The sequence below is a fragment of the Cohnella xylanilytica genome (assembly GCF_014212175.1).
Lineage (GTDB): Bacteria > Bacillota > Bacilli > Paenibacillales > Paenibacillaceae > Cohnella > Cohnella xylanilytica.
The window spans coordinates 24,254-37,991 of record NZ_JACJVR010000073.1 but is presented as its reverse complement, the minus strand read 5'-3'; the positions used below and the strand labels follow the sequence as shown (position 1 = coordinate 37,991).

Sequence of the window (13,738 nt, the reverse complement as noted above, 5' to 3'; positions counted from 1 at the left end):
CATCCGTCCGTCAACCCACAAGCGGGGGTGAACGTTCCATACGTTCACTCCGCTTGTCGCTTATAAGGAGGCAAGCCCATGCTCGATTCGATTTACGGGGCCATACAGCTCGGCTTGATGTACGCGCTGATGGCGCTCGGGGTATACATTACGTTCCGCATTCTCGATTTTCCGGACTTGACCGTCGACGGCAGCTTCACGACCGGGGGAGCCATCGCCGCGGTGATGATCAGTCACGGCTACCATCCGCTGCTCGCCACGGTCGCCGCGCTTCTCGGGGGAATGCTGGCCGGCGTCTGCACCGGCTTGCTGCACACGAAGGGCCGGATCAACGGCCTGCTGTCCGGGATTCTGATGATGATCGCGCTCTACTCGATCAATATGAGAATCATGGGCAAGCCGAACATCTCGATGATCGGGGAGTCCACGCTGTTCTCCTCCATCGCTACGAAGACGTTCGTCTACATCGTCGTTCTGCTCGCCGTAGCAATCGTTTTCAAGCTGCTGCTGGACGGCTTCCTGCATACGGATCTCGGCCTGGCTCTCCGGGCGACCGGGGACAACGCCCGCATGATCCGGAGCTTCGGCGCGAACACCGACCGGACGAAGATCATCGGCATCAGCCTGTCGAACGGGCTCGTCGCCTTGTCCGGAGCTCTTATCGCCCAGGATTCCGGGTTCGCGGACATTAACATGGGCATCGGGATGATCGTCATCGGGCTCGCTTCCGTCATCATCGGCGAAGCGATCTTCGGCGCGAGGATCGTCATCCAGGCGACGCTGGCGGCGCTGCTCGGTTCGGTCGTCTACCGGATCGTCATCGCGCTGGCGCTTCGGGCCGACTGGCTCCACCTGGAGGCTTCGGACCTGAAGCTGATCACCGCGATCATCGTTATTATCGCCCTCGTCATTCCGACGGTGCGCCGCGCCGTCAAGCAGAAGAGCGTCGCGCGCCGACGGTCTGCCGAACTCGCCATGTCCGCGTCTGTCGGCCGGAAGGGGGGACGGTCGTAATGCTGGACATTCAGAACGTCATCAAGCTGTTCAACCCGGGTACTCCGGACGAGAAGACCGCCCTCGTCGACATCAAGCTGTCGCTGAAGCCGGGCGACTTCGTCACGGTGATCGGAAGCAACGGCGCGGGCAAGTCCACGCTCATGAACATCATCTCCGGCGTCATGAAGCCCGATCTCGGGGAAGTGAAGATCGACGGGACGAACGTCACGTCCTTGTCGGAGCATGAGCGGAGCCGGTGGATCGGCCGGGTGTTCCAGGATCCGATGGCGGGCACCGCTCCGACGATGACCATCGAGGAGAACCTGGCGATGGCTTACCGCCGCGGCAAGAGCCGGGGGCTCAGCTTCGGCGTGACCGCCGCCAAGCGCAAGGTGTTCCGCGAGCAGCTGGTGCGCCTCGGCATCGGCCTCGAGAACCGGCTGAAGGCGAAGGTCGGCCTTCTGTCCGGCGGCGAGCGCCAGGCGCTCAGCCTGCTGATGGCGACGTTCACGCAGCCGCAGATTTTGCTGCTGGACGAGCACACGGCCGCTCTCGACCCGGCCCGCGCCGAGCTGATCACGAAGCTGACCGAACGCGTCGTCCGCGAGATGAAGCTGACGACGCTGATGGTCACTCACAACATGGAGCAGGCGATCCGTCTCGGCAACCGCCTGATTATGATGGACAAGGGACGCATCATTCTCGACATCCCGGAAGAGCGGAAGAAGGACTTGACCGTCGAGCAGCTGCTCGGGGAATTCGAGAAGATCAGCGGCCACAAGCTCGCGGACGACCGAATCGTTCTTGGTTAAGCCCCAATCGCGACAGAAGAAGCCCGCCGGTTCCGGCGGGCTTTCATCTTGGGCTTTTGCGTGTTGCGCGGTATTTTTATCGGCATTCCTTGCTGTTGCGAACGAAGTTACCGTGAGGATAGACGCCGAACAGCCGATTGCGCGTCTAAAATGGATCTGGTTATCGCAGAAAGTTTCCGATGAACGTCAGAAGGGTCAAAAGAAACATGCCAGACGCCAGAAGCAGCTGGATGATATCTTTTGTTTTCATTCGCCTCCCCCCCTTGGCGGAGGGAAACGCCCGCACGGCCATTGCACGGACTTTATTCTACCATTCTAGCCTCCGGTGGGAGGTTTTTCTATTTTCTAGAATGGATCAGTCGTCGTTTTTTTCTGCGGCTGCCCAATTCACGCACCTATTTGTTATCCGGGCTCAGCTTCGCTTATCTTTGTGGAGGTCGCGTCGCGTAGAGCTTCTCTATTTGTTACCTGGTTCCCGTTTCGATTGAGGGGAGGCGGCTAACGCGGCTAACGAATCGAGGAGACGCTATTTCGCGAAAAACAACGGATTTTCGGTGCTTACGAATCGTATAGACGCTATTTCGTGCTGAAAGCCCGTTTTTACCCTCGATGGACCTAAATAAGATCGCTGGAGTTCGTTAGAGTTTCAAAATGGGCTTTTGACGCGAAATAGCGTCTCCTGGATTCGTTAGAGAAAAAAGGGGCCTATGAAAACCGGAACCTTGGGATTCCAATTCCGATTCCGATTGCGATTGCAACCATAAACGAGACTTCCCTGTCTCCCTATCCCAAGAAGTCTGTTAGCGAAACGGTCTTTCGAAGTTTTTTGAGCTACTTCATCCCCTCCGCCGCGATCTCCGTCGTGCCCATGTCGTCGAAGGCGGGGATGCCGCGCCCCTGCGAGGCGTCGAGCAGCCGGTCGACGATGCGCCGGCCCCATTCCGCCTCGTTCTGCGAGATCGAGGCGGTGATCTGGCCGTTCTTCATCGCTTCCTCGATCTCGGGCGTCACCCCGAACGTCAGCGCGTACCGGCTCAGCCCGCTCGCCTTCCAGACGAGCACGGACGCGGAGCCGGACATGACGTCGAGCGCGACGAACGCGTCGAAATGCGGATGCGCCTCGATCATCGCCTCCAGGTTCGACAGCGCGAGAGCTTCCTTGCCCTCGTTGTACTTCACATCCAGCACCTGAATGTCCGTCTGCCGGTTCAAGTAGCCGAGCAGTCCGTCCAGCCTCTGCGCGAGGCTCCCCATCTTGGACATTCCCGTCTCGACGATGACCATGCCGCGGCCCTCCAGCATCCGGTCGAGAGCCTCGCCCATGCGGACGCCCGACCGGTAGTTGTCGGAGCCGATGAAGGCGAGGCGCTTGCTGCCGGGAGAGTCCGATTCGAAGCAGATGACGGGAATGCCCTCTTCGGCCGCCTTGTCGATGACCGGGGCGAGCGCTTCGGTGTCGACCGGATCGATCGCGATGCCGTCTACCCTCATTTTGATCATCGTCTCCATCATCCGGATCTGCTGCTCGAGGTTCGCTTCGTCCGGCGCCTTGACGACCAGCTTCACGCCGGCTTCGTCCGCGGCTTCCTTGGCGTCCTGCGTGATCATCTCGTAGAACGAATGCGCCATCGGATAGATGATGCCGAACGTGAGTCCCGTCTCCGGAGGGGAGCCGCCATCGGGAGCGCCCGATTCCGATTCCCGCAAGCCGCCGCCGGCCCCCTTGGAGGACGATGGGAAGAATGAGCAGGAGCACGCCCCCATCGCCAGCGCCAACAAGCAAGCCCAGACCCCGGCCCGCTTACCGAGCTTACCGAGCTTGCCGAGCCTCCGCAACCGACGTCCGTTCATGGTTCTCTCCTTCCCATCCCGGCCAAGCGGCATCGAGGCGCCCCTGCTTGCGGAAGTCCTTGGTCGTCATCCCCGTCACCTTCTTGAACAGGTTGGAAAAATAATGGGCATCGCCATAGCCGACTTGATGGGCGATCTCGTACGACTTGCCGTTCGTCGTGAGCAGCAGCTCCATCGCCTTCCGGATGCGCGTCTGCGTCAGGAACTCGATGAACGTCTGCCCCGTCTCCTGGCTGAACACCTTGCTCAGATGGCTGGGACTGACGCGAACGTGGTCGGCGACGTCCTGAAGGGACAGCCGGTCCTCGCCGTAATGGGCTCCGATGTAAGCCTTCACCTGCTCCAGCATGTCGGCGTAGCGGTCGGCGGCGCTGCCGCGCCAAGCCCAGAACTGCTCGGCGAGCCAAAGCAGGTAGCGGGAAGCGTCCTCCCATGAGGCGATCTCGCCGACCGCCTGCTGGAATCGCCGCAGCGCGCTCTCGAGGCCGTCCAGGTTCCGGTACAAGCTCTTGGCCGTCTGGAACGCTTCGATCGTCAGATCGCTGAGCAAGTAGTAGCCGTACAGGTCGCTCCGCCAATCGATCGAGCGCAAGCCGCCGGCCAGAGCCGACACGAACGCCTCGGCATCGGCCGGGGAGCCGACCTTCAGGAAGTCGACGTACCTCTGCCGGTCGAGGAAGGCCGCCTGCTCGAGAGAGCCGTCCGCCGCCCCGGCCGTCCGGCGGCTCTGGGCGGTTAGCCTCCGCCAATGCTTATCCTCCTCGGCTTCGAGGAAGGAGGAATGAACGTGCTGAAGCCGCTGCTGGACGCCGCCGATTCCGATGCCGAGCGAGCAGCCCGTCTCAGCTTCGACGCCCGCCTTCAGCTCCGACTGCGCGTACGCAAGCGTCTCGCGAAGCCGCTCGGCCGAGTCGCCCTTCAAGATCCACGCCCTCTCCGTTCGGCTGCGCTTGAATTCGAGAATTCCGTCCGCGGGCCCGAATCGGAGGATGCCTTCGCGCAGCCGCGCTTCCGCCCGATCGACGAGGCCGGCGTCGATCTCCGCCGACTGGCTCCGCCCGCAGCGGACGTCCGTCAGCACGACGGAGTAGAAAGGCGCCGTCAGGCTCAGGGACAGCCCGGCCGCCGCATGAACCGCCTCCGCCGTCGTGATCATCCCGGTGCACAGGTCGGCGAGCAGTTTCTCCTTCGTCGGAAGCGCCCTCTCGGCCTCGCCCCTCCCAAGCCGCTCCAGCCGCTCCTTCTCCCGCCGCTCGCGATCGATCTTGGCGCCGACGCTTCGCAGCAGGGCGACGAGCTCGGCCGCGCTGACCGGCTTCAGGCAATATTCCTCCACGCCGAGCCGGAGAGCGGAGCGGGCGTACTCGAATTCGTCGTGTCCGCTCAAGATGACGATCTTGACGTCGGGCATCCGCTTGCGCACGATGGCGCTAAGCTCCAGGCCGTCCAGGAACGGCATCTTGATGTCGGTGATGAGAATATCCGGCATCGTCTGCTCGATCAGAGGCAGCGCGAGCTCGCCGTCCGAAGCGTCCCCGCAATAGACGAACCCTTCCCGCTCCCAATCGACGCATTCCCGGATATTCTCGCGAATGACGATCTCGTCGTCGACCAGCATTACTTTCCACATTCCCGTCACCTCCGCTGCATCGGAATTCGGATCGCGACCGTCGTCCCTTCGCGGTCCGCGCTGTCCACCCGAATCTTGTAAGCTTCCCCGTAATAGAGACGAATCCGCTGCTGAACGTTGCGAAGCCCGAATCCGCCCGCCGTCTCCGTACCCGCACCCGAGCCTGTGCCGGTACCCTCGCCCTCGTTATCCTCGGGGACATGGCGCCGTTCGAGGCGTTCCCGCAGCCGTTCCAGCCGCTCCGCGTTCATGCCGATGCCGTTGTCCGCGACGACGATCTCCAGCTCGTGCTCGCTCGCCGCCCGGCAGGACACCCGAATGAGCCCTTGCCCCCGCTTGTTCTTGATCCCGTGATAGAGCGCGTTTTCTACGATCGGCTGAAGCGTCATTTTCAGAATGCGGCAATTCTCCAGCTCCGGCGGGACGTCGATCTCGTACTCGAGAATGTCCCGGTACCGCATCTTCTGGATGACGAGGTAGCTGCGCGCGTGCTCCAGTTCGTCCTTGAGCGAGATCCAGTCGAGCCCCTTGTTGAGGCTGCTGCGGAAGAAGCGCGAGAGCGCCTGCACGAGCAGGATGACCTGATCGTTCTTCCCGGCCTCGGCCATCCAGACGATCGAATCGAGCGTGTTGTACAGAAAATGAGGGTGGATCTGGGCCTGAAGCGTGCGCAGTTCGGCCTTCTGGATCTGCTCCTGTTCCTTCAGGTGCTGATCCATGAGCATTTTGATTTTCTCCAGCATGATGTTGAAGCTGTTGCCGAGATCGGCGATCTCGTCGTGCCCGGTCGGCTTGACCTTGACCTCCAGATAACCCGACGCCGCCTGGCGCATCTTGTTCTTGAGCACCTGGACGGGGCGGGTGAGGCGGGCGGTAATGAAGAAGTGCAGCGTAATCGCGAAAATAATGCTGAGCAGCACGCTGACGATGATCAGCTGGCGGATCGAATTGGCCTCGACCATGATCTCCTGGAGCGGCACGAGCCCGACGATTTTCCACCCGGTCATGGAGGAGGTGGTGAACACGATGAACTTCGGCTTGCCGGAGGAGGAGTCGACGTAGCTGGCCTGATCGCTCGACAGCCTCGCGGACAAGTCGGTCCCGCCGAGCATCTGGAGCGCGGAGGGCTTGTCGTCCGGGTAGAAAATCGGCCGGCCGCCGCGATCGGCGACATAGAAGAAGCCGGTCCGCCCGATGACGACGTTGTCCCGGAACTTCTCCAGCGCCGTGTCGACGAGATCGATGACGATGAAGCCGATCACCTCGTGGGTGATGCCGTTCTTCACGGTCGTCATGATGGAGATGACGTTCCGCTCCGGATAGTCGAAGCCGTCCAGCCGGTCGAGCGGCGACGCGTCCGGAGGCGGGATGTTCAGAATGTCGTCGGAATGGTTCGTCAGGTACTGGAAGTGGGGGTTGCGGAGCGGGTTTTTGTCCATCTGGAACACGCCCCTGCGCTCGCTGATGCCCCTCCCGTACAGATTGACCATCGTGATGTTCAATACGCTGTCGTATTTATACGTCTCCCGGTACAGGCCGAACGCGTTCAGAATCTCCTTGGCGTCCTCGTAGGTGTCCGTCTGCGAGAACAGGAAGCGGATGACCTGCGGGTTCTTCCCGAGCTCGAGCAGCTTGCCCGCGTCTTCGAACAGAACGTCGATGTTCCGTCCGAGCTGGCTCGCGGCCAGCATCGTCGCCGCTTTGCTGTGGCCGGAGACGGTGTCGTACGACTTCTGGTAGGAGAGAAGCCCGACGACGATCAGCGGCACCGAGGTGAGGATGACGAACATGACGAGCATCTTGGCTCGCATGCTGGACAGCCGAATGCCGGGCATACGGATTCGCTTCATCGGCGGCGTGACCTTTCTGCTTGTATACGTTTTCAACTCGGTCCTTATCTACTATAGCAAATGAACGCCCGGGCGATCTATGAGGGATGCCGATAATGCCGGAAAAATCCACTTCGCGCACAAAAAAACAAACCGACGGCCGAACGCCCTCCCCCAATTGGCCAAAAGATCGCACTCTATTCCCGCGAGACTCCGTATTCCGGCTTTGTGTGAGCGTTTTATAATGGCCTCACGCCACGGCTGACGACGCTGGCGACCATAGGGGAGGTTAAGGGAAAGATGAAGAAATCGGGCAAGTTAGGGGCTCTGCTCGTTCTGTCGTCGATGATGCTCGTATCGGCGGCTTGCGGGGGCAATAACGAGGGCGGGAGCAGCTCGTCTCCGAGTCAGGAAGCTTCGAAGTCTCCTTCGGCGTCGGCACCGGCCAGCGTATCGCCGTCCGAGTCGGCGTCGGAATCGGCTTCGGCATCGCCTTCGGCGGCGGGCAAGAAGATCTCGCTCGGCTTCGCCCAGGTCGGCGCGGAGAGCGGCTGGAGAACCGCCAACACCGAGTCGATCAAGAGCTCCGCGGCGGAGGCCGGCTTCGATCTGAAGTTCTCCGACGCGCAGCAGAAGCAGGAGAACCAGATCAAGGCGATCCGCTCCTACATCCAGCAGAAGGTCGACGTCATCGCGTTCTCGCCGGTCGTCGAATCCGGCTGGGACACGGTGCTGAAGGAAGCGAAGGACGCCGGCATTCCGGTCATCCTGACCGACCGCGCCGTCGATTCCAAGGACGACTCGCTGTACGTGACGTTCATCGGCTCCGACTTCGTCGAGGAAGGCCGCCGCGCCGGCGACTGGCTCGTCGAGCAGTATAAGGACGCTTCGGAAGACGTGAACATCGTCGAGCTTCAGGGCACGACGGGCTCCGCCCCGGCCAACGACCGCAAAGCCGGCTTCGCCGAGAAGATCGCGGCCAATCCGCATCTGAAGATCATCGCTTCCCAGACCGGCGACTTCACGCGGGCCAAGGGGAAGGAAGTCATGCAGTCGTTCCTCAAGGCCCATAAGAAAATCGACGTTCTGTACGCCCACAACGACGACATGGCGCTCGGCGCGATCCAGGCGATCGAAGCGGCCGGCCTGAAGCCGGGCGTCGACATCAAGATCATCTCCGTCGACGCGGTGAAGGACGGCATGACCGCCGCCAGCGAAGGGAAGATCAACTTCATCGTCGAGTGCAACCCGCTGCTCGGGCCGCAATTGATGCAGGCCGTGAACGACGTCGTCGCCGGCAAGGAGATCCCGAAGCGGATCGTAACGGAGGAAGGCACGTTCACCTCCGAGCAGGCGAAGGAAGCTCTCCCGAACCGCAAGTATTGATCCGGCGTCAGGAGACGACGCTCGGCAGATAGGAGAAGCCGTCTCGCGGCCGGACGACGCGGTCCGGGGCGGCTTGCTTCTTTTTCGAAGGAGAGTGGGGAGAAGATGGGGGATTGGATAGGGGATTTGACGGAGAAGAAGGGCGTACGGCCTTTGCTTGGCATGACGGGGATTTACAAGCATTTCCCCGGCGTGAAGGCGTTGAACGGCGTGAACTTCCGGCTGTTCCCCGGAGAGGTGCACGCCCTGATGGGAGAGAACGGCGCGGGCAAGTCGACCTTGATCAAGGTGCTGACCGGCGTCTATTCGATCGACCGGGGAAGCGTCGAGCTGGACGGGCGCCAAGTCGCCATTCACAGCCCGCGGCAGGCGCAGGAGGCCGGCATCAGCACGGTTTATCAGGAAGTCAATCTGTGCCCGAACTTGACGGTGGCGGAAAATATCTTCATCGGACGCGAGCCGAGAGCGTTCGGACGCATTCGGTGGAAGGAGATGAATCGCAGGGCCGAGCGGCTGCTTCGGGAGAGGCTGCAGCTCGAGATCGACGTCTCCCGGCCGCTGGCGGATTATTCCGTGGCCGTCCAGCAGCTCGTCGCGATCGCGCGGGCGCTCAATATCTCCGCGAAGGTGCTCATTCTGGACGAACCGACCTCCAGCCTGGACCGGGGCGAGGTGGGGCAGCTGTTCGCGGTCATGCGGAAGCTCAAGGAGGAGGGGCTAGCGATTTTGTTCGTGACGCACTTCCTGGACCAGGTCTATGACATTTCCGATCGAATAACCATTCTCCGGGGCGGAGAATTTGTCGGGGAGTACGAGGCGGCGAGCCTTCCCCGGATAGAGCTGGTCTCGAAGATGATCGGCAAGGAGATGGAAGCGCTGGAGGAGCGGCCGAAGACGGCCGGGAGCGCTCGGGGGCCGAGGGAGCTCCTGCTGGAGGCTTCCGGGCTGGCGCGCCAAGGGGCGATCGAGCCGTTCGACCTGCGGATCGGGAAGGGAGAGGTCGTCAGCCTGGCGGGACTGCTCGGCTCGGGCCGGACGGAGCTGGCTCGGCTTCTGTTCGGCGCGGACCGCTCCGATCAGGGCAAGCTTCGGCTCGGCGATTCGCCGGGAACGATCCACTCGCCGCGGCAGGCGATCGACGAGGGGCTCGCGTTCTGCCCGGAGAACCGGAAGACGGAAGGCATCGTCGACGACCTGTCCGTGCGGGAGAACATCCTCCTCGCGATGCAGGCGACCCGCGGCTGGCTGCGGATGATTCCGCGGAGGAAGCAGGAGGAGCTCGCGGACGAATATATCAAGGCGTTAAATATTAACCCACCTAATCCCGAGCAGCTGGTCAAAAACCTGAGCGGCGGCAACCAGCAGAAGGTTCTTCTGGCCCGCTGGCTTCTGACCCGGCCGAAGCTGCTTATCCTCGACGAGCCGACCCGCGGCATCGATATCGGGGCGAAGGCCGAGATTCAGAAGCTCGTGCTGAAGCTGGCCGGCGAGGGGATGGCGGTGCTGTTCATCTCCTCGGAGCTGGAGGAGGTCGTTCGCGTCAGCGACCGGATCGTCGTGCTGCGCGACCGCAAGGTAGTGAAGGAAATGATCGAAGACGACATCGGCCAGCAGCAAGTGATGCGGGCGATCGCGGGAGGATGACGGAATGAGGATTCGCAAGCATCATTTGTTCTGGCCGCTGGCGATGCTGGCTGCCCTGCTTCTGTTCAACCTGATCTATTCGCCGGATTTCTTCTCCCTTCAGGTCCGGGGCGGTCATCTGTACGGCAGCTTGATCGACATTCTGAACTTCGGTTCGCCGCTTATGCTCGTGGCGATCGGCATGACGCTCGTCATCGCGACGGGCGGCATCGACCTGTCCGTCGGGTCCGTCGTCGCCATCGCCGGGGCGATGGCTTGCCTGACGATCAGCAAGGGCTCCGACCAGGGCTCGCTCGGGCTCGTCCTGTCCGCGGTCGGCCTGTCGCTCGTTCTGTCGCTCGCGCTCGGCTTATGGAACGGGCTGCTCGTCTCGGGCGTCGGCATGCAGCCGATCATCGCGACGCTGATCCTGATGGTGGCGGGCCGGGGCATCGCCCAATTGATCACGTCCGGCCAGATCATCACCGTAACGAGCGATTCCTACGGTTACATCGGCTCGGGCTCTCTGGCGGGCCTGCCGTTCTCGATCTTCCTCGTGGCGGCCGTGTTCGCCGCGGCGGGGCTGCTCACGCGGCGGACGGCGCTCGGCCTGTTCATCGAAGCGGTCGGCCGCAACCCGGCCGCGAGCCGGCTCGCCGGCATCCGCTCGCGGTACGTGCTTCTGGCCGTCTATCTGTTCTGCGGCCTGTGCGCGGGCATCGCGGGGCTCATCCTCAGCTCGAATGTCTCGAGCGCGGATGGCAACAACGCCGGCCTCTGGTACGAGCTCGACGCCATTCTGGCCGTCGTCATCGGCGGCACTTCGCTGACCGGCGGGCGCTTCTACCTGACCGGCACCGTCATCGGGGCTCTGATCATCCAGACGCTGACGACGACGATCTACATGATCGGGGTGCCGCCGGAGATTACGCTTGTCGTCAAGGCGTTCGTCGTGCTGGTCGTGTGCCTCGTTCAGTCGGAGGCGTTCCGCCAAGCGCTCGTCCGGCGGTGGAAGACCCGCCATTATCCGGCGGAGAGGGAGGCGGCCAAGCATGCTTCTTAATCGCAAATATTTGCCGATCGCGGTCACGGTGTTCCTGTTCGCCCTCATGTTCCTCGCCGGAGCGTTCCGCTACACAGGGTTTTTCTCGCTACAGGTCTTCTTTAACCTGCTGATCGACAACGCGTTCCTGCTCATCGTCGCGGTGGGCATGACGTTCGTCATCGTGTCGGGAGGCATCGACCTGTCCGTCGGCTCCATGATCGCCCTGACGACGATGATCTCGGCGAGCCTCGTTCAGGAGCAAGGCTGGCCGCCGGCCGTCGTCATTCCGCTGGTGCTCGTCCTGGGCACGCTGTTCGGCTGGGGGATGGGGGCCGTCATCCATTACTTCAAGATCCAGCCGTTCATCGTCACGCTCGCCGGCATGTTCCTCGCGCGCGGCCTCTGCTACGTCATCAGCATCAACACGATTACGATCGACCATCCGTTCTATCAGAAGATGGCGCAGACGAAGGTGAGCCTGCCGGGAGGCAGCTTCGTGTCGATCAGCGTGCTGATCGCGCTGGTCGTCGTCGCGGCGGGCGTCTACGTCGCGCATTATACGCGGCTCGGCCGCAACGTCTACGCGCTCGGCGGCAGCGAGCAGTCGGCGCTGCTCATGGGGCTGCCCGTCGCGAGGACGAAGATTGCCGTGTACGCGATCAGCGGCTTCTGCTCCGCGCTGGCCGGCGTCGTCTTCACGTTCTACATGCTCTCCGGCTACGGGCTGCACGCGATGGGCCTCGAGCTCGACACGATCGCCTCCGTCGTCATCGGCGGGACGCTGCTCACCGGAGGAGTCGGCTACGTCGCCGGAACGTTCTTCGGCGTCCTGATCCAGGGTGTCATCCAGACGATCATCAGCTTCGAAGGCACGCTCAGCTCGTGGTGGACGAAGATCGTCATCGGCCTGCTGCTGTTCCTGTTCATTCTTTTCCAACGCCTGCTGCTCGTGCGCCCCGCGGCGCGGAAGCTGTAGCTTCGGCGCGAGGGGCAAGTTAGGAGCGAGGCTCCGGTAACGCGTGAATGGCGAGAAGTTCGCCATTGAGCGTGCTCGCCAGGCTCCAGCGGCGCATGAATGGCGAGAAATTCGCCATTGGGTGTGCTCGCGAGTCTCCAGCGACGTGTGGATGGCGAAAAAATCGCCATTGGACGCGCTTGCGGAGCTTCGACAGCGCGCCAATACCGAAAAAACCGGCATTCAGCGGACGAACAAAGCTCCGCCGTCCCATGAATGCCGAAAAATTCGGCATTGAACGTGGCCGCGAGGCTTCAGCGACGCGTGAATGCCGAATAAATCGGCATTGGGAGTGCTCCCGAGGCACCGCCGGCGTGCGAATACCGAAAAATCCGGCATTCAGCGTTCGGCGGCGCAGCGCCTGCGCCGGCCTCTTCCCAACCGGCGGAGGATCGGCTATCGTAAGATTATCCAATAGCCTAGGAGAGCGGGCGAAGTGTCTTGAGACAACGAAAAGGTTACGCCGCGGCGTGGTTGGTCGCCATCGCCTGCATGCTCGCCGTCGCCGGCTGCCGGGGCGGAGCCGCCCCTTCCGCGGGAACGGCGTTCGCTCCTGCTTCGGCGCCGGGGAACGTCTCCGGCTTGTCGGGGAGCGACGCGGAAGGAGAGCCGATCGCTTCCGCGAAGCCGATCGTGCTCGGCTTCTCCCAGCTCGGCTCGGAGAGCGACTGGCGGATGGCCAACACCCGGTCGATTCAGGACGCCGCGAAGGAAGCGGGCATCAGGCTGGTGTTCGAGAACGCGGAGCAGTCCCAGCAGAAGCAGTTCGAAGCGATCCGCTCCTTCATCCGGCAGAAGGTCGACGTCATCGCCGTCGCGCCGGTCGTTCAGTCCGGCTGGGAGCCGATTCTGAAGGAGGTCAAGGCCGCCGGCATTCCCCTCATCATCTCCGACCGCTCCATCGACGTCCAAGATTCTTCGCTCTACGTTACGTTTATCGGCGCCGACTTCTACGAGGAGGGCCGGAAGGCGGGCAAATATATCCTCGACAAGACGAGAGACATGGCCGGCCCGATCGGCATCGCAGAGCTGAAGGGAACGGAAGGCTCGTCGCCCTCCATCGAGCGGGGCAAGGGGTTCAAGGAGACGATCGCTTCCCGCCCGGAGCTGGCGATCGTCCAGAGCGAATTCGCGGACTTCACCGTCAGCAAGGGCAAGGAGCGGATGAAGGAGATTCTCAAGGCCAAAGGCCAAGAGATCAAGGTGCTGTTCGCCCATAACGACGACATGGCGCTGGGAGCTATCGAGGCCATCGAGGAATACGGCCTGCGGCCGGGCAAGGACATCTACATCGTCTCCGTCGACGGCACCCGCAAGGCGTTCGAGATGCTGATAGCGGGCAAGATCAACTGCGTCGTCGAGTGCAACCCGCTGCTCGGTCCGAACTTGATGCAGGCGGTCACTGAAGTGATGCAAGGAAGAACGCTGCCCAAGAGGATCGTGCCGTCGGAGAGCGTGTTCACCGAGCAGACGGCCAAGAAATTTGCGGCCGAGAGAAAATACTAGACAAAAAGAGCCACCCCCGGAAACGTCGGATTCCGGGGGTTGGCG

11 protein-coding genes are annotated in these 13,738 nt (G+C 62.2%); 7 read left to right on the top strand and 4 right to left on the bottom strand.

Translation table 11 applies throughout. The annotated features are described in order from the left end of the window. The first annotated feature begins 78 nt into the window (after window positions 1-78). Window positions 79-1,014 carry an ABC transporter permease gene (locus H7B90_RS18800; RefSeq protein WP_185137422.1) on the top strand — a complete coding sequence of 312 codons (936 nt, stop codon included), beginning with the start codon at window positions 79-81 and terminating at the stop codon, window positions 1,012-1,014. Continuing rightward, complete coding sequence (locus tag H7B90_RS18795; protein WP_185137421.1) at window positions 1,014-1,808, top strand: ABC transporter ATP-binding protein; 795 nt, start codon at window positions 1,014-1,016, stop codon at window positions 1,806-1,808. Before H7B90_RS18800 ends, H7B90_RS18795 begins: the two co-directional genes overlap by 1 nt. A gap of 160 nt (window positions 1,809-1,968) precedes the next feature. On the opposite strand, the gene H7B90_RS33725 is transcribed toward H7B90_RS18795, so the two are convergent. From H7B90_RS33725 to H7B90_RS18780, 4 genes are all read right to left on the bottom strand, one after another. Continuing rightward, entirely contained in the window at window positions 1,969-2,058 is a 90-nt protein-coding gene (locus tag H7B90_RS33725) for a putative holin-like toxin (RefSeq protein ID WP_221482092.1), read from the bottom strand. A gap of 581 nt (window positions 2,059-2,639) precedes the next feature. Continuing rightward, window positions 2,640-3,659: a sugar ABC transporter substrate-binding protein gene (locus H7B90_RS18790; RefSeq protein ID WP_246578880.1), complete on the bottom strand. Its 1,020-nt coding sequence runs from the start codon at window positions 3,657-3,659 to the stop codon at window positions 2,640-2,642. Beyond that, window positions 3,619-5,289 (bottom strand): response regulator transcription factor, encoded by a 1,671-nt coding sequence (locus H7B90_RS18785; RefSeq protein WP_185137420.1) that lies wholly within the window; start codon window positions 5,287-5,289, stop codon window positions 3,619-3,621. The genes H7B90_RS18790 and H7B90_RS18785 overlap by 41 nt, the downstream gene beginning before the upstream one ends. A gap of 5 nt (window positions 5,290-5,294) precedes the next feature. After that, window positions 5,295-7,139 carry a sensor histidine kinase gene (locus H7B90_RS18780; RefSeq protein WP_246578881.1) on the bottom strand — a complete coding sequence of 615 codons (1,845 nt, stop codon included), beginning with the start codon at window positions 7,137-7,139 and terminating at the stop codon, window positions 5,295-5,297. Window positions 7,140-7,418: 279 nt separating this feature from the next. On the opposite strand from H7B90_RS18780, the gene H7B90_RS18775 reads away from it, so the two are divergent. From H7B90_RS18775 to H7B90_RS18755, 5 genes are all read left to right on the top strand, one after another. After that, window positions 7,419-8,504, top strand: coding sequence for an ABC transporter substrate-binding protein (locus tag H7B90_RS18775; RefSeq protein ID WP_185137419.1), 1,086 nt, complete (start codon window positions 7,419-7,421; stop codon window positions 8,502-8,504). 105 nt (window positions 8,505-8,609) lie between these two features. After that, complete coding sequence (locus H7B90_RS18770; protein ID WP_185137418.1) at window positions 8,610-10,148, top strand: sugar ABC transporter ATP-binding protein; 1,539 nt, start codon at window positions 8,610-8,612, stop codon at window positions 10,146-10,148. Between the two features lie 4 nt (window positions 10,149-10,152). After that, window positions 10,153-11,190 carry an ABC transporter permease gene (locus tag H7B90_RS18765; RefSeq protein WP_185137417.1) on the top strand — a complete coding sequence of 346 codons (1,038 nt, stop codon included), beginning with the start codon at window positions 10,153-10,155 and terminating at the stop codon, window positions 11,188-11,190. Continuing rightward, on the top strand, window positions 11,180-12,148 hold the full coding sequence (yjfF, locus tag H7B90_RS18760; RefSeq protein ID WP_185137416.1) for a galactofuranose ABC transporter, permease protein YjfF: 969 nt from the start codon (window positions 11,180-11,182) through the stop codon (window positions 12,146-12,148). Before H7B90_RS18765 ends, yjfF begins: the two co-directional genes overlap by 11 nt. 480 nt (window positions 12,149-12,628) lie before the next feature. After that, entirely contained in the window at window positions 12,629-13,693 is a 1,065-nt protein-coding gene (locus H7B90_RS18755) for an ABC transporter substrate-binding protein (protein WP_246578882.1), read from the top strand. Window positions 13,694-13,738: the final 45 nt, after the last annotated feature.

Coding starts and splice junctions, on each gene's coding strand:
- H7B90_RS18800 (WP_185137422.1), top strand. CDS start 79: ATGCTCGATTCGATTTACGGGGCCATACAGCTCGGCTTGATGTACGCG.
- yjfF (WP_185137416.1), top strand. CDS start 11,180: ATGCTTCTTAATCGCAAATATTTGCCGATCGCGGTCACGGTGTTCCTG.
- H7B90_RS33725 (WP_221482092.1), bottom strand. CDS start 2,058: ATGAAAACAAAAGATATCATCCAGCTGCTTCTGGCGTCTGGCATGTTT.
- H7B90_RS18790 (WP_246578880.1), bottom strand. CDS start 3,659: ATGAACGGACGTCGGTTGCGGAGGCTCGGCAAGCTCGGTAAGCTCGGT.
- H7B90_RS18785 (WP_185137420.1), bottom strand. CDS start 5,289: ATGTGGAAAGTAATGCTGGTCGACGACGAGATCGTCATTCGCGAGAAT.
- H7B90_RS18780 (WP_246578881.1), bottom strand. CDS start 7,139: ATGAAGCGAATCCGTATGCCCGGCATTCGGCTGTCCAGCATGCGAGCC.
- H7B90_RS18765 (WP_185137417.1), top strand. CDS start 10,153: ATGAGGATTCGCAAGCATCATTTGTTCTGGCCGCTGGCGATGCTGGCT.
- H7B90_RS18770 (WP_185137418.1), top strand. CDS start 8,610: ATGGGGGATTGGATAGGGGATTTGACGGAGAAGAAGGGCGTACGGCCT.
- H7B90_RS18795 (WP_185137421.1), top strand. CDS start 1,014: ATGCTGGACATTCAGAACGTCATCAAGCTGTTCAACCCGGGTACTCCG.
- H7B90_RS18775 (WP_185137419.1), top strand. CDS start 7,419: ATGAAGAAATCGGGCAAGTTAGGGGCTCTGCTCGTTCTGTCGTCGATG.